This window comes from Corynebacterium ciconiae DSM 44920 (assembly GCF_030440575.1).
In the GTDB taxonomy this organism is placed as follows: Bacteria; Actinomycetota; Actinomycetes; order Mycobacteriales; family Mycobacteriaceae; genus Corynebacterium; species Corynebacterium ciconiae.
Genome location: NZ_CP047189.1, coordinates 1,731,541 through 1,754,678, shown reverse-complemented (window position 1 = coordinate 1,754,678; position 23,138 = coordinate 1,731,541). Strand labels below are relative to the sequence as shown.

The following is a 23,138-nucleotide window of genomic DNA, read 5'->3' as shown; positions in this document are numbered from 1 at the left end:
GTGTAGTTGCGGCCAGGGTGGGGGTATAGTGCGGACTGGATAGACAGAGGGGTCTATGATGGCGGCATGGCTTCTCTGAATATTCCCGTCATCGATTTCTCCCGCCTGCGCAGCCCTTCGGCGCCTGGTTATGCGGATGAGCTAGATGCGCTGCGACAGGCCGCCCACGAGGTGGGTTTTTTCTATTTGGCCCGCCACGGCATCGACCCCGCCGAACGCGACGCGCTCTTAGCTGAGGCCCGCGCCTTTTTCTCCCAATCCGCAGCCACAAAACGCCGCATCGCTCAGGTGCATTCCCCGCACTATCGCGGCTACACCGCCACCGGCGCGGAGCGCACCCAAGGTTTGCGCGACTGGCGCGAGCAACTAGACATCGGTCCAGAGCTGCCCGCTGAATTAGAGAAGGTGCCCGCCGAGCCGTGGAAGATCCTGCAGGGGCCCAATCAGTGGCCGCAGGATCAGCCCGAACTCAAAACCCGCGCCCTCGCCTGGTTTGCCTAGCTGGAGCAGATAGGAGAGCAGCTGCTGCGCGCTTGGGCGGTGGCGCTCGGCCATGGCGAGGACACTTTCGCCGAGGCGTTCGCGGCCCCGCATTCACTGCTGAAGATCGTGCACTATCCCGCCCATGATCTCTCCGCCACTCGCCAGGGGGTGGGTGCCCACCACGACGCTGGTTTCATCACCCTGCTCACCGTGGAGGAGGATTCGCGTGGCTTGCAGGTGCTGGTAGACGGCAGCTGGGTGAATGTGCCAGCAGTGGAGGACTATCTCATCGTCAACATCGGCGAGCTGATGAGCGTGGCCACCGGTGGTTATTTAAAGGCCACCCCGCACCGAGTGCTGCCCTCTTTGCCAGGAACCGAGCGGTTTTCGCTTCCTTTCTTCTACAGCCCAGCGCTCGACGCCGAAATCCCCCGCATCACCCTGCCGCCAGAGCTTAAGACCGGCACCGAGGAGATAGGGGTGGATCTTGACGGCGAGGAGATCTACTGCACCAACGGGTTGAATGCCTTGAAGTCGCGCCTGCGTGCTCACCCTGATGTGACGCAGAAATACCACCAGCACATCGCAGACAACTTCGCGGTGATCGTCGATAAGCACAAGAAAGCAGCCTGAGATCATGTTCAAACGACTAGCCGCCGCCGTAGTGTGTGTCCTAGCCCTGAGTGCTTGTAGCTCCGAACACAAGGAGAACACGCTCACCCTCGTCGCCTCGCCCGAGCCGCACGCCCGCATCCTGAACTACATTGCCGATGAAGGCCTTGCCGAGGGCGTCGAGCTGGATGTGAAGGTGATCCAGGGAGGCATTGATCCCAACCACGTGACCGCCAATGGTGATGCGGACGCCAACTTCTTCCAGCACGATCCCTATCTGCAGGAGTGGAGCGAGGAAAACGATGATCACAGTCTGCGTTCCGTCGCAGCTGTGCACCTTGAGCCGCTCACGGTGTTTTCCACCAGCGTCGATTCCCTCGAGCAGCTGCCCGCCGGCGCCACAGTGACCATCCCGAACGATCCCGTCAACCGTGCGCGCGCACTATCGCTACTGGCGGAGAACAACCTCATCGAGATCGACGAGCGCAGCGCCGAGACCGCGGTAGAAGACATCACCGCCAACCCCCGCGATCTCACAATCACGCTTGTCGACGCTCGCCTTTTGCCCCAGACCCTCGAAGACAAAGATGTGGCCGTCTCGGTGATTAACGGCAACTTCGCGCTCGAGGCCGGACTGAACTATGAGGAGGACAGCCTGGCCGGCGAGGATCCAGATAACAACCCCTATGTCAATATTCTCGTGGCTTGGCAGGATGTGGCCGACTCGCCGCAGGTGAAAGCCCTCGCCACGGCACTACAGTCGCCTGAGGTAGCGGAATTTATCCGCAACAATTACCACGGGGCTGTGCTTCCCGCCCAGCACTAGCGCAGGGCTACGGCACAGTCCCAGCGCCCAGTGGTGTGACTCTTTAGACTGAAGAACTATGAGCGCACACACTCCTCGAAAAATCATTCTGGACTGCGATCCCGGCCACGACGATGCGGTGGCCATCATCCTCGCCGGCGGCAATCCCGCCATTGAGCTGCTGGGCATCACCACCATCGGCGGAAACCAAACCCTCGAGAAGGTAACCCATAACGCCCGCGCGGTGGCCACCGTAGCTCGGCTCGACACGGTGGTCTACCCCGGCTGTGACCGCCCACTGGTCCGGCCGCTGACTGTGGCTGCCGATGTGCACGGCGAGACCGGGCTCGATGGGGCCAGCCTGCCCGAGCCGCGCGTGCCACTGGGGCAGAAGCACGGCGTAGACTTCATCATCGACACCATCATGGCCAGCGACGCCGGTGAGATCACCCTGGTGCCCACCGGCCCGCTAACCAATATCGCCCTCGCGGTGCGCAAGGAGCCGCGCATCGTGGAGAAGGTCCGAGAAGTCGTGCTCATGGGAGGCGGCTACCACACCGGCAACCGCACCGCCTGGGCAGAATTCAACGTGTATGTGGACCCAGAAGCCGCCCACATCGTGTTCAACGCCGGCTGGCCGGTGACCATGGTGGGCCTCGACCTCACCCACCAAGCACTTGCTACCCGTGAAGTGGAGCGCAGCATCGCTGAGCTCGGCACCGACTGCTCCCAGCTCGTGGTGGACCTGTGCGGATTCTTCCGCGAGGCCTACCGCGAGAACCAAGGTTTCGATGACCCGCCGGTGCACGATCCCTGCACCATCGCCTACCTGATCGATCCCGAATGTGTGGCCACCCGCCGAGCCCCCATCGACGTGGAACTGCGGGGAAGTCTCACCACCGGCATGACCGTGGTGGACTTCCGTAGCCCCGCTGGGCCCGAGTGCTCCACCCAGGTGGCCACCACCCTCGACCACGGGCGGTTCTGGCAGCTGGTTACCGAGGCAATCGCCGCTGTCGAGGACAAGCCTGAGCTCTAGGTTGGGCTCTCGCCAGAGCGTGTGGACGCTCGCCGGCGTGACATGCGAACACCCGGTCCCTGGTCCCTCGACTAGCGAAGAGACTGAGAGCCGGGTGTTGGCGACGTGTAAAACGCAGCTGGCAGAACTGCCGCGCAGGCACCGCGCTTAGGAGCGGGCGGTGTGGGTGGCCACGGAGGTCAGGCCGGCATCAGTCATGTGGAACATGAGATTGTGCGGGCTGCGGGCGGTGGTGTCAATGATGCCGGTGATCCAGCGGTCATTGGAGCACATCTCGTGCCCATCGGAGATCGGCTTGGTGTCAACAAAGGTGGCGCCACCATCATGGGAGGCATGTACCTGAGCCCACTGCAGGTGGAACTCGACATCGTTAACCACTCCGGCAGGAATGCCTAGCGGAATATTCGGGATCACGTTAATCAGGCACACGCCGCCATTGGCATTGGCCACGTGGGGCATACCCACAACCTTCACGCGGGCATTCGGGGCGTAGTGCTTAGCCTTGGCGATAGAGCCACGGATGGCGCCATAGAGCTCGCGCTCAATGTCGGGCAAGGACTGGTTACGCATCCGCGAGTAGGTGTCATTGGCGCCGGCGAAGATAACAACCTCAGAGGTAGCGCCGTTGAGCTTGCCGCGCTGTGCCGCGGTGTCGAGGGCGAAGTCCACCCGCATGCCACCGGTCATGAAGCTCGCGCCGGGGCAGGTGAAATCATCTACAGCCTTGCCGGAGACGCGGGCGTAAGTGCCGGTGAACAGCCCGTCAGAGCCGCAGCCCACATGGTTGACCTTGGCGTTCGGAGTGAGACCGCGAGCCTGCTCGGGCAGCTTGCTGCCCACGTAGTCCTCAATGCTGGGGTTGGCAGGCATAGAATCGCCGACCACCACAACATTGCCGGGCGCGGCCTCTGCGGTGGTGGGAAGCGCCGCGGTGATTCCCATAGCGGCGGCTGCGGCGGTCACTAGAGACAGCACCTTCGTACGGGTCCGGGATGCAGACTTCATGAAGTTCTTTCCAATCGGGTCACAGGAAACATCAGCGCCGCACGTCAGCGGCATCATTGATGTATATCGCATGGGAGTCTATCAGGTGTTACCTAAACGAGACTTAACTTTTGTCACACACGTTACAGCCATAGTATGTAGGGGTGCAAAACTTTGTCCGCATGCGCTGGCCGGCCGGAATATCTTCGGCACACACAATGAGGGGGTAGGGAGGGGGCGTCGACACGCCTCGGCCTCAGGATGCGCGGAGGAGGGGGTGAGGCAATAAAAAAAGCTTCCCCACCAGGACTCGAACCTAGAATGACGGTACCAAAAACCGTAGTGTTGCCAATTACACCATGGGGAAACGCACTCGCGCGTAGGCGGTGCGCTAGAAATCCTACAACATAGCGTCGAGGGGGTGCCAATCGCCCGTGGGGGAGGTGTGAGGGGAGAGGGATGCAGCTGAGAGATGCGTAAGCGTATAGGCTTTACTGCATGGTGAAGCGGAGGATGACCGGCAAGCAGCGCCGCGAGCAACTGATTGAAGTGGGGCGCACAGTCTTTGCTGAGCGCGGGCTCAAGGGCACGAGTGTGGAAGAGATCGCCTCCCGCGCCGGGGTGTCTAAGCCGGTAGTCTATGAGCACTTTGGGGGCAAAGAGGGGCTCTATGCCGAGGTTGTGGACCGCGATACGCAGCTGATGCGCTCAGTCATTGAAAATGCGCTGAACTGCTCTGGCTATCGCCGCCGCGTGGAATCCGCCGTTATGGCCTTCCTTTCTTTTGTAGAAGACCACACCGATGAGTTCACCATCCTCACCCGCGATGTGGATCCCGAGCAGCAAAACACCTACTCCACGCTGCTCAATGACACCGTAGGAAATGTGTCCTATATCTTGGCCGGCGCTTTCGAGAAATCCGGGCTCAACCCCGATGTGGCAGTGCTTTATGGCCAGGCGCTGGTGGGTATGGCCTCCTCCACGGCGCAGTGGTGGCTGGATGTGCGCGAGCCCAGCAAGGAAGTGGTGGCCGCACACATTGTTAATCTGTGCTGGAATGGCCTAGCCGGCATGGTGGCAGATCCCAGCCTGCGGGATCCAGAACTTAAGACCGTAGGCGAGAATGCCAAGTATTATCAGCCCACCGAAGCCCCCGAAGCTCTCCAGCGCGAGCACAACCGTCAACTCCAGCAGGGCAACGACTCCACAGTTGCCGCTCCTACAGATTCTGCATCCCCCGAGACCCCCTAGCGCGCCCCCTGCAGAACACCTCTCTGTGGGGAAAACAGGGGTGGTGGAGGCGGTAGCGCGGCTGTGGACTGCAGCGCGCTGGAGCTCGTGGTGAGAGCGGCCATGTGCCGTGGTGAGGGGCGTGTCTGGGGCGGCGAGTAGTATCGCGCGGTAGTGCTGTCGCATGAAGCCCGCCACGGCAACTGATGTGCCGGTGCGCGTGAGATATCGCCGCCCTAGGGTTTCATCACAGCAATTGTCAGAATTTTGTTCGTTTCCCATCGTGTCAGGAAGGCATCGCCGAAGTCGTGACTGTCGAGGCGTCCCGATCATCCACTCCCATGCTCAGCGGGCTGGCTCGTACCGCCGCTGAGGACAAGAAGTTCGCTGGTTTGCTCACCCACGTGGGCGATCCACGCCTGCACCTATCGCTGCACGATCAAGCCCGCAGCTGGGCCATCGCCGCGCTCTCGCAGCGCACACAGCTATTGGTGGTTACTGCCAATGGCCGCGAGGCCGAGGATCTCACTGCGGAGCTTAAGGCGATGGTGGGGGAGAAGGTTGCCTTTTTGCCCTCTTGGGAGACCCTGCCACACGAGCGGCTCAGCCCTGGAATGGACATTGTGGGGCGGCGGGCGCAGACCCTCGATCGCCTGCAGGACTATCGGGTGGTAGTCACACCCGCGCGGAGCTATTGCCAGCCAGTGCTCGATGCCCCGCAGCAGTCGATCCATCTGCGGGTGGATGAGGAGTGCGATTTTGAGCAGTTGCGCACACGCTTGGTGTTTTTCGGCTATGCGCATGTAGATATGGTCTCCCGGCGCGGCGAGTTCGCCACCCGCGGCGGCATTATCGATATTTTTCCCACCACCGCGGACCAAGCGGTGCGTATTGAGTTCTGGGGCGATGAGGTGAGCGAGCTGCGCGAGTTCGCGGTGGCCGATCAGCGTGCCATCGCGAATCGCACCCTCAGTGAGCTGTCGATCTATCCGGCTCGCACGCTGCTGATTGATGATGATGTAGCTGACCGTGCCCGCGAGCTGGCCCGGGTATATGCACATCACCCCGCCTTGAGTGAGCTGTTGGATAAGATCTCTACCCGCACCTATGCCGAGGGGATGGAGGCACTGCTGCCGGTGCTCAGCCCGCATGCACTGGTGCCCTTGCCGCAGCTGCTGGGTAGCGGTTGGCACGTGCTGGAGCTGGCGCCGCAAAAAATCATCACCCGCATCAGCGATCTCATCGCCACCGATGAGGAGTTTCTCGCCGCGGGGTGGGAAGTAGCCGCGATGGGCGGGGCGGCACCAGTGGCCACCGCTGATCTGGACCTATCGAGTGGCTCCTATGTGGGCATCGATGCGCTTCACGACGCCATGCTCGCCCAGTCCCAGCCGCACTGGACTGCCGCTGAGCCAGGCATCATGGAAGCCAGCGAGGACCTCACCTTGCCGCTGGAGTTTTCTTTGCCTCCGCAGCCGCGAGGCGATCTGGCGGAGATCCAAGCGATGATGACCCAGCTACTGGCCCATACAGTGGCGGGCGGCAAGGCGGCGTTCATCGCCCCGGCAAAGGGGGCGATCAACCGCATGCAGGAGCGCTTCAAGGAACAGGGTATCCGCACCAAGGTGGCCACCCCGGGCTGGCGGCCCAGCGACGGCGAGGTGACCCTCTACCAGGCTTTCGCCCACAATGGTTTGATCTTTGACGATCCCGATTTGGTGGTGATCACCGAAACCGACCTCACCGGTAACCGGGTGGGAGATATTGCCGGGGCGAAGCGTCGTCCAGCGAAAAAGCGCAATAGGGTAGACCCGTTGGCCCTGAAAAAGGGCGACTATGTGGTGCACGACACCCACGGTATCGGCCGATTCATTGAGATGACTGAGCGCACCATCACTACAGGTGATGGCACCTCGCGGCGCGAATACGTAGTGCTGGAATACGCCTCCTCAAAGCGCGGCGCGCCGGCCGACAAACTGTATGTGCCCATGGATTCGATCGATCTTCTGAGCAAATATGTGGGTGGCGAAACCCCAACGCTGTCGAAGATGGGCGGCTCGGACTGGAAGAACACCAAGCGCAAAGCGCGCGCCGCGGTGCGTGAAATTGCCGGTGAACTCATCGAGCTCTACGCCAAGCGCCAGGCAGCGCCCGGCTACGGCTTTGCCCCGGATTCGCCGTGGCAAAAAGAGATGGAGGATAACTTCCCCTTCGTCGAAACCGAAGACCAGATGCTCGCCATCGAGGCCGTGAAAGAGGACATGGAAAAGCCCGTGCCGATGGACCGAGTGGTCGTCGGTGATGTGGGCTACGGCAAAACCGAGGTGGCGGTGCGCGCCGCGTTCAAAGCCGTGCAAGACGGCAAGCAGGTGGCGCTACTCGTGCCCACCACCTTGCTGGCGCAGCAGCACCTATCCACGTTCGAAGAACGGATGGCCGGTTTCCCCGTGACGATCCGTGGCCTCTCACGTTTTACCTCCACCGCGGAGGCTAAGGAGATCATCACCGGCCTGGCCAGCGGCGAGGTGGATGTAGTGATTGGCACCCACCGCCTGCTGCAGACGGGTGTGACGTGGAAGAACCTCGGCCTTGTGATCGTGGACGAGGAGCAGCGCTTCGGCGTGGAGCACAAGGAACACATCAAGGGCCTGCGCACCCACGTGGACGTGCTCACCATGTCTGCCACCCCGATCCCGCGCACCCTGGAGATGTCCATGGCGGGCATTCGCGAGATGTCCACCATTCTCACCCCGCCGGAAGATCGCCACCCCGTGCTCACCTACGTGGGGGCTGCGGAGGATAAACAGATCGCTGCCGCTATTCGCCGCGAAATCCTGCGCGACGGCCAAGTGTTTTTCGTGCACAACAAGGTCAAGGACATCGATAAACGTGCCCGCGAGCTGCGCGAACTTGTGCCCGAGGCGCGCATCGTGGTGGCCCACGGCCAGATGAGCGAGCAACTGCTGGAACAAACCGTGCAGGGCTTCTGGAATCGGGACTATGACGTGCTGGTGTGCACCACCATCGTGGAAACAGGCCTCGATATCGCTAATGCCAACACCCTGATTGTGGAAAACGCCCACCACATGGGCCTATCGCAGCTCCACCAGCTGCGCGGCCGGGTGGGGCGCTCCCGCGAGCGCGGTTACGCCTATTTCCTCTACCCCAAGGGATCCACGCTCACCGAAACCTCCTACGACCGGCTGTCCACGATCGCCCAAAACAATGATCTCGGGGCCGGCATGGCCGTGGCCATGAAGGACCTCGAGATGCGCGGCGCCGGCAACGTACTTGGCGCCGAACAATCCGGGCACATCGCTGGGGTGGGTTTTGACCTCTACATGCGCCTAGTCGGAGAGGCTGTGGAGACGTTCCGCGCCCTCGCCTCCGGTCAGCCGCTGGATGCCACCGAGAAGGAATCCACCGAGATCCGCATCGATCTGCCGGTGGACGCCCACATTCCGGATAGCTATATCAACTCCGAACGCCTGCGGCTGGATATGTATCGCACCATCGCCGCCGCTAATACCGAAGAAGAACTCGGCCGCGCCGTGGAAGATATGGCCGACCGCTTCGGTGCACTGCCGGTGGAAGTGCAGCGGCTGCTCACCATGGCCCGGCTGCGGCGGGTGGCGGCACGAGCCTCTGTGGCGGACATCGTGGTGCAGGGCAATCGCATCAAGATCCACCCGGTGGAGCTCAAAGACTCTCAACAGGTTCGGCTCAAGCGCCTGTTCAGTGGCGCAACCTACCGCGCCGCCGCTAAAGCGGTGATGGTTCCGCTGCCCAAGGCGGGGCGCAACATCACCGATCCGCAGCTGCGCGATGTCGAGCTGGTGCAATGGGTGGCAGACTTTGTCTCCACCTTGTTCCAGCTCGACCGAGTCAATGTGACCACCGGGGTGGAATCCGCTCTCGACACCGTGGCCCCCGTGGTCAGCAGCGGTAGCGTTGGTGGCGGTGGCACCGGTGCTGGGGCAGGAAGCAGTACCCGCGCGCGTGAAGGCCGCGGTAGGCGGGCGCAGCGCAGCGCCGCCGAGATCGATGAAGCCATGGACCTCGAGGACAAGCGCGAGGCGAGGCGGCGGAAATACCGGCTGCGTTAGCAGCTGGAGCACGCAACGGTCACTACCACGGCGCCTCCCCGATACGCAGATAGGTGATGCTGCGGCGGGGAGGCGTCGATAAACGCGATCAGCGGGTGAACGCGCGAAGTGGCTACTAGCGGGTAGTCGGTTATAGCGAGAGGCTGCCGGTGGAGAGGCCGTAGATGGCGATTGCGCCGCCAAGAAGCACGAGCAGCACAATGACCCATTCCACTGGGTTAAACACTCGATCGCCCGTTTTTACTCGCGTCCACACATAGGGCACAAGCCCGGGAATCACGAGCAGCGCGCCGAACAGAACATAGGTCACATCGGCGGCATAAAACAGCCACAGCGAATACACGGTGGCAATCACAGCCACGAGGCGGTGGGTGGCGTTATTCTTCGCCGAGATTACCGGCCCGGAATCGTCGAAACGAATACCAGCCTGCGGATGTGCCACGCCCCGACCGCGAGTGGTGAGCAGTAGCAAATAGATCGAGGAGAACACGTAGGGAAGCATGTACATCATGGTGGCCAGCTGCACCATGGAGACATAGGTGGTTTCATTAACAAAGAAAATGATCACCGAAATCTGAATCACCACGGTAGAAACCAGCTGTGCCCATACGGCCGCGCCCTGATCATTCACCGCCCCCAATTTCCGCGGCAATAACCCATCAACTGCCATGAGCGCAATCGGCTCGGCGCACAGCATTTGCCACGAGACATAGGCGCCGAGCACAGAGAGGCACAGACCCAGCGAAATCAGCGCCGCGCCCCACGGGCCGACCACGGCCTCTAACACACTAGCCATCGAGTTATCCGGCAGTGCCGCCAATTCCTCTTGAGTGAGCACACCATAGGAGAGCGTGGCCACCGTCACCAGCAGCGCGAGCACCGTGAAGAAACCAAACACCGTGGCTTTACCCACATCGGCGCGGGTGCGGGCCTGCTTGGAGTACACGCTGGCGCCCTCCACGCCGATGAACGCCCATACCGTGAAGAGCATGATGCCCTTGATCTGGTCCATCGTCGAGCCCACCGAGCCCTCGCGCGCCCAGAAATCTAGAGTGAAGGTATCCCAGCTAAAGCCGATGAAGGCCACCAAAACAATAAAGGCGGCAATGGGCAGCAGTTTTGCCACGGTGGTCACCATATTGAGCGCCGCCGCCTGGCGGATACCGCGGGTAAGGGCGAAATAAATGGCCCATGTCATCACCGACACAGCCACGGCCTGAATCCAGCGGTGCTGCTCATCAAAGATCGGCACATAGTGGCCGATCGTGGAGAAAAACAGGGTGGCGTATCCCACCTGGGCGATGACAGAACCGAGCCAATACCCCCACGCCGAGGCGAAGCCAACAAAATCGCCCAATCCGGCACGCACATAGGAATACACGCCCGAATCCAAATGCGGTTTCCGCACCGCCAAAATCTGGAATACAAACGCAATGGAGAGCATGCCCACGCCCGCAATAGCCCACCCAATGAGCATGGCGCCTGGGCCGGCCACGGAACCCGCATTTTGCGGAAGAGCGAAAATTCCTGTTCCGATTGTTGAACCGATAATGAGCGACACGAGCGTCCATACGCGCACGGTCGGCCGATGAGAGTCAGCGCCCGAGATTACGGGCTGAAGTGTATTGGTCACGCCCATACCCTAAAACACGCTGCACAAAAAGTAATAAGCCTCGCACAACCGTGTGGGGGTAGGGCGCTACGCTAGGCCCATGCGCACCATTGTTCTCGACGCCGATAACAACTACGCCCTCCCGCTCGACGCCATCCCCAGCCTTCGTGGGCCCGTGCTTATCGACGCCACCCTGCCCACCTCCGTCCAATCCCAGCTGCGCGCCCTCGGAGCAGTACACAGCCCCGACGCCTCGGTGTGCATCACTGCCGGTCCCCAAGCCGGCGCGGTAGCGGTAATGGAGCGCGCCCTCGAAATCGGGCAGTGGGAGCGCCGCCAAACCCATAGCTCCCTGGTGCCTTATCTACGGGAAGAAACAGAGGAGTTCATCGCCGCCGTCGCCGCCTGGGAGCGCGGCGACGCCAGCGCGGAGGAGCTAAGAAAAGAACTAGCCGATGTGTACCTGCAGGTGCTCTTCCACGCGGAAATCGCCCGCCGCCGAGGCGATTTTTCGATGGCCGAGGTAGCCCAGGCGTTCGTGAGCAAACTCCAGGCCCGCGCCCCCTATCTCTTCGACGGCACCAGCGAGATCGTCGACGAGGCCGAGCAGGATCGACTGTGGCAGGAAGCTAAGCGGGCCGAGCACTCAGCGAGCTAACAGCGATTCTGTATATTAAACGTCCATGGCTACTGGAGGACGACGCGCGCTCGGCTGCGGCTGCAGCACGGTTTTGGCGATCATTATGGTGATCGCCGTCGTAGGCTGGGCGCTGTCGTTGCTGGAGGGCTCAAGCCCTATTAGGCAGCTCCAGCCCGTGCCGGACAATGTGCCCCCGGCCGCTGGCGCCGAGGTGCCGGCTATTGATGTGCACGATTCTGGGCGCACCTCGGACAAACTCGGCTACTGGGCCGATCCGCTCGCCGCGGAGATGTCCATTCCCGCCCCCGCGCTGCGCGCCTATGCCAATGCGGAGCTGATCGCCGCCGACTCGTGGCCCAATTGCCACCTGCATTGGAACACCCTCGCCGGGATTGGCTTTGTAGAAACCCGCCACGGCACCTACACCGGCAAGGTCTTCGGCGGCGCCAGTATCGATGACAACGGTGTGGTCTCGCCACCGATCATCGGCGTGCCGCTGGATGGCTCGCCCGGGTTTGCGGAGATCCCCGATACCGACAATGGCGAACTCGACGGCGATCCCGATTGGGACCGCGCCGTGGGGCCGATGCAGTTTATCCCCGAATCCTGGGAGCGCTTTGGTCGCGACGCCAACGGCGATGAGGTAGCAGACCCGCATCAGATTGACGACGCTGCGCTCGGTTCCGCTACCTTGCTGTGCGCCAATGACCGCGACCTGTCCACCCCGGAGGGCTGGGCCGAGGCGATTCGCTCCTACAACATGTCCAATGACTATCTGGTGCGGGTGCGCGATGCCGCCGCCTCCTATGCGCTGGGGCAGCCGGCCTTGTAGATCTGCGATGTGAGTTTGTTCCCACAACCGCTTCTGGGACGGCAGAGTCAGGCAATTCGTGCCACAATTGAGCGGTGAAGCGTGACTTTCGCAACCATCTCGAAGCCTATCCAGCAGAATTGTTGGGTATCGGACACAGTCCATGTGGTTTTAGGTCCGTATCCCACAGGAATGCGCTAGAATCGGGCATGTTGGTGGAAAGATTGCACACGCATTTCCACACCCCACATCTGTCTAACGGCTTAGGAGGCCATAGTGGCTGAGATTATGCACGTATTTGCACGCGAGATCCTTGATTCCCGCGGTAACCCCACCATTGAGTGCGAGGTCATCTTGGATGATGGCTCGCACGGTCGCGCCGATGTTCCCTCGGGTGCATCCACCGGTGTGCACGAGGCACACGAGCTGCGCGATGGTGGCGACCGCTACCTGGGCAAGGGTGTGCAGAAGGCAGTGGAGAATGTCAACGAGGAAATCGCTGACGCCCTCGCCGGTCTCGAGGCTGATGACCAGCGCCTGATTGACCAGACCCTCATCGAGCTCGACGGCACCGACAACAAGTCCCGCCTGGGCGCCAACGCCATCTTGGGCGTGTCCATGGCTGTGGCCAAGGCTGCCGCTGACTCCTCTCTGCTGGAGCTGTTCCGCTACGTCGGCGGCCCGAACGCTCACGTTCTGCCCGTGCCGATGATGAACATCCTGAACGGTGGCGCCCACGCTGACTCCGGTGTGGATGTCCAGGAGTTCATGATCGCCCCGATCGGTGCTGAGAGCTTCTCCGAGGCTCTGCGCACCGGTGCAGAGGTGTATCACACCCTGAAGAAGGTTATTAAGGACAAGGGCCTGTCCACCGGCCTGGGCGATGAGGGCGGCTTCGCTCCCTCCGTAGAGTCCACCAAGGCTGCCCTCGACCTCATCGTTGAGGCCATCGAGAAGGCCGGCTTCACCCCGGGCAAGGACGTTGCCTTGGCCCTGGACGTGGCTTCCTCCGAGTTCTTCAAGGACGGCAAGTACCACTTCGAGGGCGGCGAGCACACCGCCGAGGAGATGGCCAAGGTCTACGAGGAGCTCATCGAGCAGTACCCGATCGTCTCCATCGAGGACCCGCTGCAGGAAGACGACTGGGAGGGCTACACCACCCTCACCGCCACCATCGGCGAGAAGGTCCAGATTGTGGGCGACGACTTCTTCGTCACCAACCCGCAGCGCCTCAAGGAGGGCATCGAGAAGAAGGCCGCCAACGCCCTGCTGGTGAAGGTGAACCAGATCGGTACCCTGACCGAGACCTTCGACGCCGTCGAGCTGGCCCACCGCAACGGCTACCGTTGCATGATGTCCCACCGCTCCGGCGAGACCGAGGACGTCACCATCGCCGATCTGGCAGTGGCCCTGAACTGTGGCCAGATCAAGACCGGCGCCCCGGCCCGTTCCGAGCGCGTAGCTAAGTACAACCAGCTGCTGCGCATCGAGCAGATCCTGGGCGATGCCGCTGTCTACGCTGGCGCCGACGCTTTCCCGCGTTTCAACGCCTAAGAGGCACCTAGGCCCCCGGCGAACACCGCGCCCCACGAACGAACACCCGCACAGGGTGTCGCGTGGGGCGCGGTGGTGCGTGTGGGGCTAGACTAAAACGCATTATGGCCTCAGGAGACACCCCGCGTTCGGTACCGGTGAATAACAAGGCGCAGTTCGCCGCCCCCACGCGCAGCGCTAGCTTCCCCCGAGCATCAGTGACCCGTGGAATCAGCCCCGTCGGCATCGTTGTGCTAGTCGTGGCCCTTTTGCTTGCCCTGTGGCTCATCGTTTTTCCCCTGCGCACCTACTTTGACCAGCGTTCGGACATCTCCGATCTGAACTCCTCGATCGCCGCCAAGCAGGCCGAAAAACAACGCCTGCTCGATGAGCTTGAGAAAAACAACTCGCCGGCCTACCAGGACGAGCAGATCCGCCGCCGGCTCGGCGCCATCGCCGAGGGTGAAACACCGTTTCGTATCCTCGACCCTTCCATCACCCCCACCGACGGGGTGACGTCGACAAGCTCCGACGAGGATGCCTCGAACCACACCTGGTACTCCGATCTCTGGCACACGATCACCGACCCGCACGCCCCGCTGGTCGAACTCAACCACAATCCAGACAGCGATCGTGGGGGAGAGCCCAATATCTCCAACCTGCCGCTCGAGCCCCTCGAACCGCAGCAGCAGCCCCAGCCCGCTGAGGAGGAGCCAGCAGCGCCGGCGCAGAATTAACCCCGCGGGAAGGATCGTGAGACACTAGAGCGCATGAGCGTTCGCGATGCAGATCTAGACGAAATCCAGACCCAGCTGGGCCGCCGCCCCCGCGGCGTGCGCGCCATCTCCTACCGCTGCCCCGACGGAGCACCCGGGGCCATCGAAACCGCCCCGCGGCTGGAAGACGGCACCCCCTTTCCCACGCTGTATTACCTCACCGACCCGCGGCTGACCGCGGAGGCTTCCCGGCTCGAGGTGGCGCACGTGATGAAGTGGATGACCGCGCGACTAGACAGCGATGCGGATTTGGCCGAGGATTATCGCCGCGCCCACGAGTTTTACCTGAACAAGCGCAACGCGATCGAGGATCTCGGCACAGACTTCTCCGGCGGCGGCATGCCGGACCGGGTGAAGTGCCTGCACGTCCTGATCGCCTATGCGCTGTCTGAAGGGCCGCAGCACGTGCGGCTTGGCACCGAGGCCGTGGCAATGGCCGCCGAACACGGCAAGTTGCGCGGCACGGCGATCCCTGCCGATTGGCCCACCTGTGCCGAGCTCGGCATTGATCTCGCCGACTTCGACTTCTCCAACGCCGAGGTGAAATAGCATGACCCGCCTCGCCGCCGTCGACTGCGGAACCAACTCGCTGCGCCTACTCATCTCCGAAGTCCGGGATGGCCACGTCCGGGACATCTATCGCGGCATGGAGATTGTCCGGCTCGGCCAAGGAGTCGACGCCACCGGAGAATTCGACCCCGAAGCACTCGAACGCACCCGCGCCGTACTCGAGCGCTATGTGGGCATCATGAAAATCGAACGCGTCGAAGCCGTGCGCATGGTGGCCACCTCCGCTACCCGTGACGCCGGCAACCGCGAAGAATTCTTCGCCATGACCAGCCGCCTGCTCAACCAAGTGGCCCCCAGCCGCGGCGCCGAGGTGATCAGCGGCGAGGAAGAAGCACAGCTCTCCTTCGCCGGCGCCGTCAGCGACCTTAAGGAACTGCCCGGCCCCTACTGCGTGATCGACCTCGGCGGCGGTTCCACCGAATTCGTTGTAGGCACCCGCGACGGCGAGATCCTCGGCGCCCATTCCAGCCAAATGGGATGCGTACGCCTGACCGAACGGATCATGCGCTCCGACCCGCCCACCAGCACAGAGATCGAAATCGCCGGCGACTACGTGCGCGAACGCCTCTCCGAAGTGCGCGCCATCGTGCCCATCAGCAGCGCCACCACCTTCGTCGGCTGCGCCGGCACCTTCACCACACTCTCCGCCCTGGCCCAAGGCCTCGAAGCCTACGAAGCCACCGCGATCCACGGCAGCACACTGCGTTTCGACGCCCTCCGCGTGCTCTGCGACGACCTGCTCGCCAAAACCTCCACCCAACGGGCCGCCCACCCCGTGATCCACGAAGGCCGAGCAGACGTCATTTCCGGCGGGGCGGTAGTCGTCGATGGCATCACCACCATGATCGAAGAAGAAACCGACGTCCACGAGATCATGATCTCCGAAAAGGACATCCTCGACGGAATCATCGAGCAGCTCGCTAGACAGCGCGGCGAACTCGACTAAGAAAGCGGGTAGGGCAGGGAGGTGGCGTCGACAAGCGAGAAAGCGATGCCCACACAAAGATAAAGTCCCCCCAGTCGGACTCGAACCGACACTGAATGGATTTTAAGTCCACCGCCTCTGCCAATTGGGCTATAGGGGGATCACGCGCCGAGCGCGCTCGACTCAGTGTAAAACATTGCGCGCATGGCGGGCGAATCTCCCGCACCGGCAGGGTGGGAGAATAGTGCGACGGTGAGGGAACTAAAACGGCGGCGGAAACGTTGAATATGACGTAAGCGCGATTGGACACTATCCAATCGCAGATAAACAACGCTACGAAAGGACACGAGGAAACAAGTGCGTAGCAGCAATCCAGTATTTAGCTCCCTCACCCAATCTGGGCAGCGCGGCGGCCACGGCCCCAGCAACCAAGACCCCTATGGCCAGGGCTACCGCGGCCAGCAGACGGCACAGCAAGCCGCCATGCAGGGCTACTACCAAGATCCCAGCCTCAGCAACGCCACCGCCCAAAGCGGTGAGCGGCCGATGACCGTAGACGACGTGATCGCCAAAACCGGCATGACGCTCGGCGTGATCATCGTCGGCGCCATCATCACTTACGCCATCGGCGTCTCCAACCCCGGCATCGCAATGATGCTCGCAGGCATCGGCGCCATCGGTGGTCTAATCACCGTTCTGGTCGGCGCCTTCGGTAAGAAATACGGCTCGGCGCCTATCACCCTCACCTACGCGGCCTTCGAAGGCCTCTTCGTCGGCGGCATCTCCTTCATGTTCGCCAACATGGTGGTCGCCGATACCAACGCCGCCGTCATGATCGGCCAAGCCGTCCTCGGCACCGTCGGCGTCTTCATCGGCATGCTCTACGTGTACAAAACTGGGGCCGTCAAAGTCACGCCCAAATTCCAGCGCGTCATGACCGGCGCCATCATCGGCGTAGTCGTGCTGTCCATCGGCAACCTGCTGCTCTACATGTTCACCGGCAGCAACCCGCTCACCGACGGCGGCCCGCTCGCCATCGTGTTCTCCCTCGTGTGCATCGGCCTCGCCGCATTCTCCTTCCTCAACGACTTCAACATGGCCGACCAGCTCGTGCGCCAAGGCGCCCCCGCGAAAATGGCCTGGGGCGTTGCCCTCGGACTGGCCGTCACCCTCGTGTGGCTCTACACCGAGATTCTGCGCCTGCTGTCCTACTTCCGGAACTAGGGTCTCAATCTGAGATTGGGGTAGGACAACCCACAACAGACAGCGATGTCGGTTGTGGGTTTTTCTTTGCCCAGCAGTGGGTCGTGCCGGGGCGGTTGGGTTGGGGTGTTACTGGCCTGGCTGCGTTGCTGTGTGGTTGGGCGCTGGGGCGCTGCGCCGAGTTTTAGTTCGTTTAGTGCGTAGGCGCTGCGCTCTGCGGCACCGTGCACGGCACTGCGTGAGGCACTGCTGCGCGCGGCGCACTGCGGGCGGCACGCGGTGGGCGGCACGCGGCGCGAGGCAAGCGGCGCACTTTCACCATAGCTCACCTGCGCCCCGGCCATAGCTCATTCCGACGCTCTATGCTGGGCAGCGATGCCCACCGAGACGTGCACAGTTAGCGAGCGTGGCGAGTAGGAAGGAGGTTAGGGTTGGTCAGGTAAACGCAACGCAGTACTGACTTATTCGGGGGAACAAGCCAATGTACTCGGGGGATACGCACGTGCTAGACAGCGCGGCGCTATGGCTAGAAGAGCACTCGGCCGGACTCGAATCCGGCGACATAGCTCTCGCCACGGTTCACGAAAATCGCGACCGTATCAAGTCGGTTCTCACCGCCCTGGCCCGATTCGAACTCGAGCTAGCTCGAGCCGCAGATACGTGTAGCACTACCGAGCTATGCGGTTCTAACAAGTCCACGCTGTATCTCACCGAGTCCTACGGCTGGTCCAAAGCTAAGGCGAAGGATCTCCGCGCCCAAGGCCGCGGCTGGTATGACAGCGTCGTCGATGATCCCGCCACCGAAGGCGAAAGCAGCGTCGCTGTCACTAGGCGGCGGGAAGAAGCTGAGCGCATCCGCGCCACTGCCCGTACCCTTGCCAACCGCCATGGCCTCACCGCCGAGCAGCGCCTCACCATCGAGCGCGGCCTTAAATGCCTCCGCTCCAAGTCCGCGATCCCGCGCGAGACAATTCGTCTTCGCGCTGTCGAACGCGCCGCCCACTGCAGCGTCGAGGACCTCAAGGCCTTCGTCATCAGCCAGGTCAACCAACGCAACGACGAGCTGCCCCGCGACACCCTGCGCGCCCACCGCAACCGCGGATTCTTCATCGGCCCTCAAGACAGCGATGGCGGTGCCCGCATCGGCGGCTATATCCCGCCCTACGCCCTGGCGCTGCTCAAAACCCAACTCGACGTCGCCCAATCCACCGCGCGTCCGCTACGCGCCGACAGCACCTGCCACCGCACCAAACGCCAGCGCCTCGCCGACGCCCTCTTCACCATCCTCGGCCGCCAGCCCACAGCACACGAACCCACACACCCACTCACGCACGTTGTCGTATCGCTGTCGGCGAAAGACCTAGAGCTCCCACCGCGCGCCGGCGCCAACGCCCTCTTCCACACCACCTGCGGCATCCAACTCTCTGCCGTCGATCTCGCCTTCCTCGGCATTGATACCTCGGGGCATGTCGCGCTTCACGACGCCACCTCCGGCCGCATCAAGTCCCTCCGCACCGACAAACGCTTCGCCGACGTCGCCCAACGCATCGCCCTGTTCGCCACCGAGCTGGTCTGCTCCCACCCCGGCTGCAACCAACCGGTGACAGCGTGCCACGTCCACCACATTGATCCTTTCTCCCGCGGCGGTCCAACAGACCTCGACAACCTCACACTGATGTGCCCGCAACACCATTCCGACACCGACGACAGCGGCATCCATCCGCACAGATATCACGCCGAACGAGACCCCAACAGCGGCATCGTTTACCACACCAAGGCCGCAACACCCGATAATCCCAACCCAGAGAAGCGCTTCAACCACAGCACCTTCTCCCAGCAATCAGCCGCCGCCAAAATCCGCCGCCAACCCTGGCCCGACAGTGCGGCCCCACCCGACGACGACCCCTAAAAACAAAACCCCACGCCCACAACACAAATGCCTGGCCGCCGTTAAGGTGCCCAGGCTAGGGGTCGTGGTAGGGGAGCAAGCTAAGGAGATTGTTCTTCGCCATCAATAGACAGCGATGTGAAAGCCACACCAAACGGCGTACGCACTGGATCCCCCAGAGTGACAGCGACGCGCTTCGCTGTCTTGGTGGAGTCAGTCTTCGTGTCCTTCGCCTTATTGGAACCAGAACGCTTCTTCGTCTGATTAGACAGCGACGCGGTGTGCAGTGTCGCTGTTCCGGAAGCGCTGTCTATGAGCCATTCATCCCACGTGATTTCGTCAACGTAATCGCTGTCTGTAGCGCAATTGAGCGAAATCCGTTCGGGCCTAACCTCCGGGGAAGAAACGCAGTCGATGTATCGCGGAAGGTTCGCGGGAATCGCATCGCTGTCTGGGGTGGTGATTTTACGTGGAGAGTCCTGTTCCAGGCTCGGCGTGCACGCCGAAAGCGCGATCGCAGAGCTGAGTGCTGCGATCGCGAGGATCGTTGAGCGCATGGGAAAAGTGGATCGCTGTCAGCGTTGGTTGCGCAGGGTGGCGTACTTTTCGGAGTTGTACGGCTCGGCGGAGATCACGGTGACGCTGATGCTTGCCCCTGAGGGTGCGGTGTATTCGCGGGTTTCGCCTTCGGATGCGCCGAGGACTGCGGCGCCGAGGGGGGACTGCTCGGAGTAGGTTTCGAGGTCGGGGTTTTCGCTGGCGGCGGCGCGGGTGCCGATGAGGAAGGTTTCTTTGTCGTTTTCGTCGCCGTTGTAGTAGACGTGCACGACGGAGCCGACGTTGGCGACGCCTTCTTCGACTGCGGAGCGCTCGGTGGTGGCGTTGGCGAGGATTTCGGAGATCTGCTTGATGCGGGCTTCTTCTTGGTCCTGCATCTCGCGGGCGGCGTCGTAGCCGGCGTTTTCTTTGAGGTCGCCTTCTTCGCGTCGCTCGTTGATTTCGGCGGCGACGACGGGGCGGTGCGCGATGAGCTCGTTGAGTTCGGCTTCGAGCTTCGCCTTGGTTTCCGGGGTGATGTACTGCTTTCGGGCGTCAGACATAGTTAGCCTTTATACCTTCCCGTCGTTGGGTGGTGGGTGGGGGTGCATCGCTGTCAGCGAGAAATTCTAGGTCGCCATAGTATCAGACGCCCTAGCTGTCGCCTTTCAGGTAGTCAGGGATGGTGTTGGAGCATCCGTAGAGATCGGCGACGACGGGGATGTCGCGGGTGGTGATGCTGGTGTCGTGCCGGGTGGTGCGTTCTCCGCCAGCGGGGATGTAGATTTCGCGCCGCCCGACTTCCACGGCGTCGTAGTTCATCGCTGTCACTATGCAGTATGCAGGCTTATCGACGTCATCTCGCGTGATATCCACCGTCGCCGTTATCAGGTTGTCCTCGACCCGCTCATACTTGGTGACCTGCCCATCGACACTTCCCGCCTGCAGCTTGTTGAAGTACTGCACGATCACCACCACGGCCACGATCGCGAAGATGACAGCGCCGACAGCGATGAGCTTTCCGGAGATCGTTCCGCGATCGCTGTCATAGGTTGCGGTGGGCTCGGTGCTGCGGTTGCGCGGTTGCGACGTGGGGGTGGGCATGGCGTGCTTTCTGGGGTGTGGGGAGACCTTTGTGTGAAAACGTTGATCGCTGTCATTCTAGCTTGCTGGCTTCAGCTATTACGATGGTGGGATGCCCGCGCTTGTGCGCAGGCGAATGAATGTAATGTCTGTCAACGTTTATGGGAGTGACTGTCACGTGACTATGTATTCGGACTCCGCACTCGAGCAGGCTCGTGGTGGTGCTAGCTCGGCGGGCCGGTCTGGTACGAAGGCGGGTTTGCGTCTTTTGGCTATCCATGCCCACCCGGATGATGAGTCGAGTAAGGGTGCGGCCACGATGGCCCGTTATGTCGATGAGGGCGCTGAGGTGCTGGTGTTGACGTGCACCGGTGGTGAGCGGGGCAGCATTTTGAACCCGAACATGGATCGCCCAGGCGTGTTGGAGAACATGGCTGAGGTGCGTCGCGAGGAGATGGCGTCGGCGATGCGTGCTTTGGGTACCTCGCACGTGTGGTTGGGCTATGAGGATTCGGGTTTGCCGGAGGGCGATCCTTTGCCGCCGCTGCCCGAGGGGTGCTTCGCCCTCGCTGACAGCGATGAGGTTACCCGTGAGGTGGTGCGGGTGGTGCGTGATTTCAAGCCGCACGTGATTATTACTTATGACGAGAACGGTGGTTATCCGCACCCGGATCATCTAAAGGTCCATGAAGTGTCGATGAAAGCGTGGGCGCTGTCTAGTGATGAGAGCTTCTATCCGGAGGTGGGCGAGCCCTGGACGCCACTGAAGCTGTATTACACGCACGGATTTATTCGCCAGCGTTTGCAGATGTTCCATGATCGTCTGGTCGCGGAGGGCCGCCCCTCGCCGTATGGTGGCTTTTTGGATCGTTTGCGTTCTGATCAGGGCGATACGTTGGCGCGTGTGACCACTCAGGTGCATGCCGCGGAGTATTTTGAGCAGCGCGATGATGCGTTGCGGGCTCATGCGACGCAGATTGATCCGGCGGGCACGTTTTTCGCTACTCCGGTGGAGTTGCAGCGCGAGTTGTGGCCGACGGAGGAATTTGAATTGGCCCGTACGAGGGTGAAGACTGAACTACCAGAGGACGATTTGTTCGCTGGGATCGATAAGGATTAACTGACGTGCTGTATGAGATTCTCGCGCAGGCCGACCAGCTGGAGGGCCCGCTTGGCCCTGATTTTGGTAAGGCGTCGCCGATTGGCCTGTTCGTGGTGGTTGTGGCGCTGGTGGCGGTGTTGTTCATTGGCTGGCGTCTGTCGCGTCGTATCGCCCGGCTGAACCGCCGTCAGCGTTTCGCGGAGGACAATGGCCTCGATGTGTTCGACACGGAAGCCGTCGATAAGGCCCTGAAGGAGGCCGGCCTCTACGACCAGGCGAAGCGCACTTGGTTTTAGCTGTCTGTCGCTTATCGACGCCACCCGCTGCCCACCGCAGCGGGTTTTTCACTAGACAGCGGGCGCGGAAAATCGCGATCGCTGTCTAGTGGGGATAAGCTAATGGTTTGTGAGGATTCTGCCGAAGGTTTTGTACCCGCTCTACGAGAAGCGCCTAGAGCGGGATGTTCGGCGCATCACGAAGGAGCTGCGTGGGGCCCGTCTGCCGAAGCACATCGCGGTGATGGCGGATGGTAATCGTCGTTGGGCCCGTGAGGCGGGTTTTTCGGATGTAAGCCATGGCCATCGGGTGGGGGCCCAGAAGATCGCCGAGATGGTGCAGTGGGCGGACGAGCTGGGGATCACCTTGGTGACGGTGTATCTGCTGAGTACTGAGAATTTGGCTCGGTCTTCGGCGGAGTTGGAGCAGCTGTTTGAGATTTTGGCGGATGTGGCGCGCGAGTTGTCGGATCCGGATATTAATTGTCGGGTGCGGTTGGTCGGCCATACGGAGTTGTTGCCTGATTCGCTGTCTGAGGCTTTGGGGGAGGCTGAGTCGTGCACCTCGGAGCATTCGGGCGTGGTAGTCAATGTTGCGGTTGGCTATGGGGGCCGCCAGGAGATTGTGGATGCTGTCCAGGCGTTGATTCGTGATGAATTGGCGCAAGATACCCCGGCGGAATCTCTTGCGGATGCTGTCACTGTGGATGCGATTTCTACTCATCTGTATACGAAGGGCCAGCCGGATCCGGATTTGGTGATTCGTACTTCTGGCGAGCAGCGCCTGTCGGGCTTTTTGTTGTGGCAGGCCGCCTATTCGGAGATTTGGTTCACTGATACGTATTGGCCGGCTTTTCGCCGTATTGATTTTTTGCGGGCGCTGCGTGAGTATTCTTCGCGCTCGCGTCGTTTCGGTAAGTAGCG

General features: G+C 61.8%; 22 protein-coding genes and 1 tRNA gene. 17 read left to right on the top strand and 6 right to left on the bottom strand.

All coding sequences use genetic code 11. The features are described 5' to 3' along the window. Positions 1-66: 66 nt before the first annotated feature. From CCICO_RS07665 to uriH, 4 genes are read left to right on the top strand one after another with little or no spacing between them, the layout of a single operon-like run. Positions 67-501, top strand: a complete 435-nt coding sequence (locus tag CCICO_RS07665; RefSeq protein ID WP_018019199.1) for a 2-oxoglutarate and iron-dependent oxygenase domain-containing protein — start codon at positions 67-69, stop codon at positions 499-501. A gap of 39 nt (positions 502-540) precedes the next feature. Further along, positions 541-1,116, top strand: a complete 576-nt coding sequence (locus tag CCICO_RS07660) for a 2OG-Fe(II) oxygenase family protein (protein ID WP_018019198.1) — start codon at positions 541-543, stop codon at positions 1,114-1,116. A gap of 4 nt (positions 1,117-1,120) precedes the next feature. Beyond that, positions 1,121-1,921, top strand: coding sequence for a MetQ/NlpA family ABC transporter substrate-binding protein (locus tag CCICO_RS07655; protein ID WP_018019197.1), 801 nt, complete (start codon positions 1,121-1,123; stop codon positions 1,919-1,921). A 58-nt stretch (positions 1,922-1,979) separates the two neighbouring features. After that, the gene (gene uriH, locus CCICO_RS07650; RefSeq protein ID WP_018019196.1) at positions 1,980-2,939 is read left to right on the top strand and encodes a uridine-preferring nucleoside hydrolase UriH; all 960 of its coding nucleotides are present in this window, start codon (positions 1,980-1,982) and stop codon (positions 2,937-2,939) included. Positions 2,940-3,086: 147 nt separating this feature from the next. Here the strand turns inward: uriH and CCICO_RS07645 are convergent, their stop codons facing one another. Further along, on the bottom strand, positions 3,087-3,944 hold the full coding sequence (locus CCICO_RS07645; RefSeq protein ID WP_040357466.1) for an SGNH/GDSL hydrolase family protein: 858 nt from the start codon (positions 3,942-3,944) through the stop codon (positions 3,087-3,089). Between the two features lie 477 nt (positions 3,945-4,421). Between CCICO_RS07645 and CCICO_RS07640 the strand changes: the two genes are divergently transcribed. Then, positions 4,422-5,174, top strand: coding sequence for a TetR/AcrR family transcriptional regulator (locus tag CCICO_RS07640; protein WP_083878267.1), 753 nt, complete (start codon positions 4,422-4,424; stop codon positions 5,172-5,174). Between the two features lie 320 nt (positions 5,175-5,494). After that, positions 5,495-9,259 carry a transcription-repair coupling factor gene (gene mfd, locus CCICO_RS07635; protein ID WP_018019193.1) on the top strand — a complete coding sequence of 1,255 codons (3,765 nt, stop codon included), beginning with the start codon at positions 5,495-5,497 and terminating at the stop codon, positions 9,257-9,259. 130 nt (positions 9,260-9,389) lie between these two features. Here mfd and CCICO_RS07630 read toward each other — a convergent pair whose 3' ends face one another. Further along, a complete protein-coding gene (locus CCICO_RS07630; RefSeq protein ID WP_051067234.1) occupies positions 9,390-10,898 on the bottom strand; it encodes an amino acid permease in 1,509 nt (502 codons plus the stop codon). 73 nt (positions 10,899-10,971) lie between these two features. On the opposite strand from CCICO_RS07630, the gene CCICO_RS07625 reads away from it, so the two are divergent. The 6 genes from CCICO_RS07625 to CCICO_RS07600 all read left to right on the top strand — a co-directional run bounded on the left by CCICO_RS07625 (position 10,972) and on the right by CCICO_RS07600 (position 16,147). Continuing rightward, positions 10,972-11,529, top strand: a complete 558-nt coding sequence (locus CCICO_RS07625; RefSeq protein WP_018019191.1) for a MazG nucleotide pyrophosphohydrolase domain-containing protein — start codon at positions 10,972-10,974, stop codon at positions 11,527-11,529. A gap of 25 nt (positions 11,530-11,554) precedes the next feature. Then, the gene (locus CCICO_RS07620; RefSeq protein ID WP_026161356.1) at positions 11,555-12,343 is read left to right on the top strand and encodes a lytic transglycosylase domain-containing protein; all 789 of its coding nucleotides are present in this window, start codon (positions 11,555-11,557) and stop codon (positions 12,341-12,343) included. A 255-nt stretch (positions 12,344-12,598) separates the two neighbouring features. Continuing rightward, positions 12,599-13,876 carry a phosphopyruvate hydratase gene (eno, locus tag CCICO_RS07615; RefSeq protein ID WP_018019189.1) on the top strand — a complete coding sequence of 426 codons (1,278 nt, stop codon included), beginning with the start codon at positions 12,599-12,601 and terminating at the stop codon, positions 13,874-13,876. A 104-nt stretch (positions 13,877-13,980) separates the two neighbouring features. Continuing rightward, positions 13,981-14,592 (top strand): septum formation initiator family protein, encoded by a 612-nt coding sequence (locus CCICO_RS07610; RefSeq protein WP_018019188.1) that lies wholly within the window; start codon positions 13,981-13,983, stop codon positions 14,590-14,592. Between the two features lie 33 nt (positions 14,593-14,625). Beyond that, positions 14,626-15,180: a DUF501 domain-containing protein gene (locus tag CCICO_RS07605; protein WP_018019187.1), complete on the top strand. Its 555-nt coding sequence runs from the start codon at positions 14,626-14,628 to the stop codon at positions 15,178-15,180. A gap of 1 nt (position 15,181) precedes the next feature. Further along, positions 15,182-16,147 (top strand): Ppx/GppA phosphatase family protein, encoded by a 966-nt coding sequence (locus tag CCICO_RS07600; protein WP_018019186.1) that lies wholly within the window; start codon positions 15,182-15,184, stop codon positions 16,145-16,147. Between the two features lie 65 nt (positions 16,148-16,212). Here the strand turns inward: CCICO_RS07600 and CCICO_RS07595 are convergent. Further along, a tRNA-Leu gene (locus CCICO_RS07595) sits at positions 16,213-16,286 on the bottom strand. Between the two features lie 197 nt (positions 16,287-16,483). Here CCICO_RS07595 and CCICO_RS07590 point away from each other — a divergent pair. Together CCICO_RS07590 and CCICO_RS07585 are read left to right on the top strand one after the other, a co-directional pair. Next, on the top strand, positions 16,484-17,350 hold the full coding sequence (locus tag CCICO_RS07590) for a Bax inhibitor-1/YccA family protein (RefSeq protein ID WP_018019185.1): 867 nt from the start codon (positions 16,484-16,486) through the stop codon (positions 17,348-17,350). 460 nt (positions 17,351-17,810) lie between these two features. After that, positions 17,811-19,238 (top strand): HNH endonuclease signature motif containing protein, encoded by a 1,428-nt coding sequence (locus tag CCICO_RS07585; RefSeq protein ID WP_018019184.1) that lies wholly within the window; start codon positions 17,811-17,813, stop codon positions 19,236-19,238. Positions 19,239-19,318: 80 nt separating this feature from the next. On the opposite strand, the gene CCICO_RS07580 is transcribed toward CCICO_RS07585, so the two are convergent. From CCICO_RS07580 to CCICO_RS07570, 3 genes are all read right to left on the bottom strand, one after another. After that, a complete protein-coding gene (locus CCICO_RS07580; RefSeq protein ID WP_156809820.1) occupies positions 19,319-19,774 on the bottom strand; it encodes a hypothetical protein in 456 nt (151 codons plus the stop codon). A gap of 18 nt (positions 19,775-19,792) precedes the next feature. Further along, the gene (gene greA / locus CCICO_RS07575; RefSeq protein WP_018019183.1) at positions 19,793-20,317 is read right to left on the bottom strand and encodes a transcription elongation factor GreA; all 525 of its coding nucleotides are present in this window, start codon (positions 20,315-20,317) and stop codon (positions 19,793-19,795) included. 91 nt (positions 20,318-20,408) lie between these two features. Further along, a complete protein-coding gene (locus tag CCICO_RS07570; RefSeq protein ID WP_018019182.1) occupies positions 20,409-20,858 on the bottom strand; it encodes a DUF4307 domain-containing protein in 450 nt (149 codons plus the stop codon). Positions 20,859-21,015: 157 nt separating this feature from the next. Here CCICO_RS07570 and mca point away from each other — a divergent pair, with 157 nt between their 5' ends. From mca to CCICO_RS07555, 3 genes are all read left to right on the top strand, one after another. After that, a complete protein-coding gene (gene mca, locus CCICO_RS07565) occupies positions 21,016-21,957 on the top strand; it encodes a mycothiol conjugate amidase Mca (protein WP_279625137.1) in 942 nt (313 codons plus the stop codon). A gap of 5 nt (positions 21,958-21,962) precedes the next feature. Beyond that, a complete protein-coding gene (locus CCICO_RS07560) occupies positions 21,963-22,235 on the top strand; it encodes a hypothetical protein (RefSeq protein ID WP_018019180.1) in 273 nt (90 codons plus the stop codon). Positions 22,236-22,344: 109 nt separating this feature from the next. Further along, a complete protein-coding gene (locus CCICO_RS07555) occupies positions 22,345-23,136 on the top strand; it encodes an isoprenyl transferase (RefSeq protein WP_026161354.1) in 792 nt (263 codons plus the stop codon). Positions 23,137-23,138: the final 2 nt, after the last annotated feature.